1 pseudogene is annotated in these 1,092 nt (G+C 41.3%); it reads left to right on the plus strand.

The features are described from left to right. Window positions 1–129 precede the first annotated feature (129 nt). Window positions 130–989: pseudogene (gene rfbB, locus L2764_RS27320) on the plus strand (dTDP-glucose 4,6-dehydratase); the annotation flags it as partial. Window positions 990–1,092: the final 103 nt, after the last annotated feature.

Below are 1,092 nucleotides of genomic sequence, written 5' to 3' on the forward strand. Positions count from 1 at the left end.
TCTTTTTCATGTCAGCATGATGACATCAAAAAACGATCGTTCAAGTGGTCATTGCGATCTTAATAAGATCGCGGTATTTATTGTCAATAGGGGGCTGGTGAACGGTTACGAATGAGTAATGGCTGTTATATGAAGGTATTAGTAACCGGTGGGGCAGGCTTTATTGGATCGGCGATGATCCGTTATTTGATTAATAATACCAAAGATGTCGTGATTAATGTGGATAAACTCACTTATGCTGGCCATTTAAGTTCTTTGCTTGAAGTGGAAAATAATGAGCGTTATTGTTTTATACGAGCCGATATTTGCAATCGTGGCGTGCTAGATAAGATTTTTGAACATCATGAACCTGATGTGGTGATGCACTTAGCGGCAGAAAGCCATGTTGATCGCTCTATTGAGGGCCCAGCAGCCTTTATTGAAACGAATATTATTGGTACTTATACCTTGTTAGAAGCAACCCGTAAGTACTGGAATACCTTAGAAGATGATAAAAAAAAAGCATTTCGTTTTCACCATATTTCAACCGATGAAGTTTATGGGGATTTGAATGAAACAGCTGCGCCTTTTACTGAAATGTCAGCTTATGATCCCAGTAGTCCCTATTCGGCATCGAAAGCTTCAAGCGATCATTTAGTGCGTGCTTGGCAACGCACCTATGACTTACCAACACTGGTGACAAATTGCTCCAATAATTATGGCCCTTATCAATTCCCAGAAAAATTGATCCCTTTGATGATTTCCAATGCATTAGCGGGAAAACCCTTGCCCGTTTATGGTAACGGATTACAAAGACGGGATTGGCTCTTTGTCGAAGATCACGTTCAGGCGTTATATGCCATTATCAATAAAGGTAAGGTGGGTGAAACTTACAATATAGGGGGGAAACTGAAAAGTCTAATATTGAGGTGGTGAAAGCTATTTGTGCTTTACTTGAAGAGTTGGCACCCAATAAGCCTGAAGGGGTGAATGAATATCAAGAATTAATTAACAAACGGTAAACCCCCGGCTCTGCCGGGGTGACTCGCATAGGTTTCACCTATACCGCGGTATAGGTAGGCTCAAGTCTCGACCAAAAGACAGGAGAGCAAC

The sequence above is a fragment of the Shewanella surugensis genome (genome assembly GCF_023284005.1).
Classification (GTDB): domain Bacteria; phylum Pseudomonadota; class Gammaproteobacteria; order Enterobacterales; family Shewanellaceae; genus Shewanella; species Shewanella surugensis.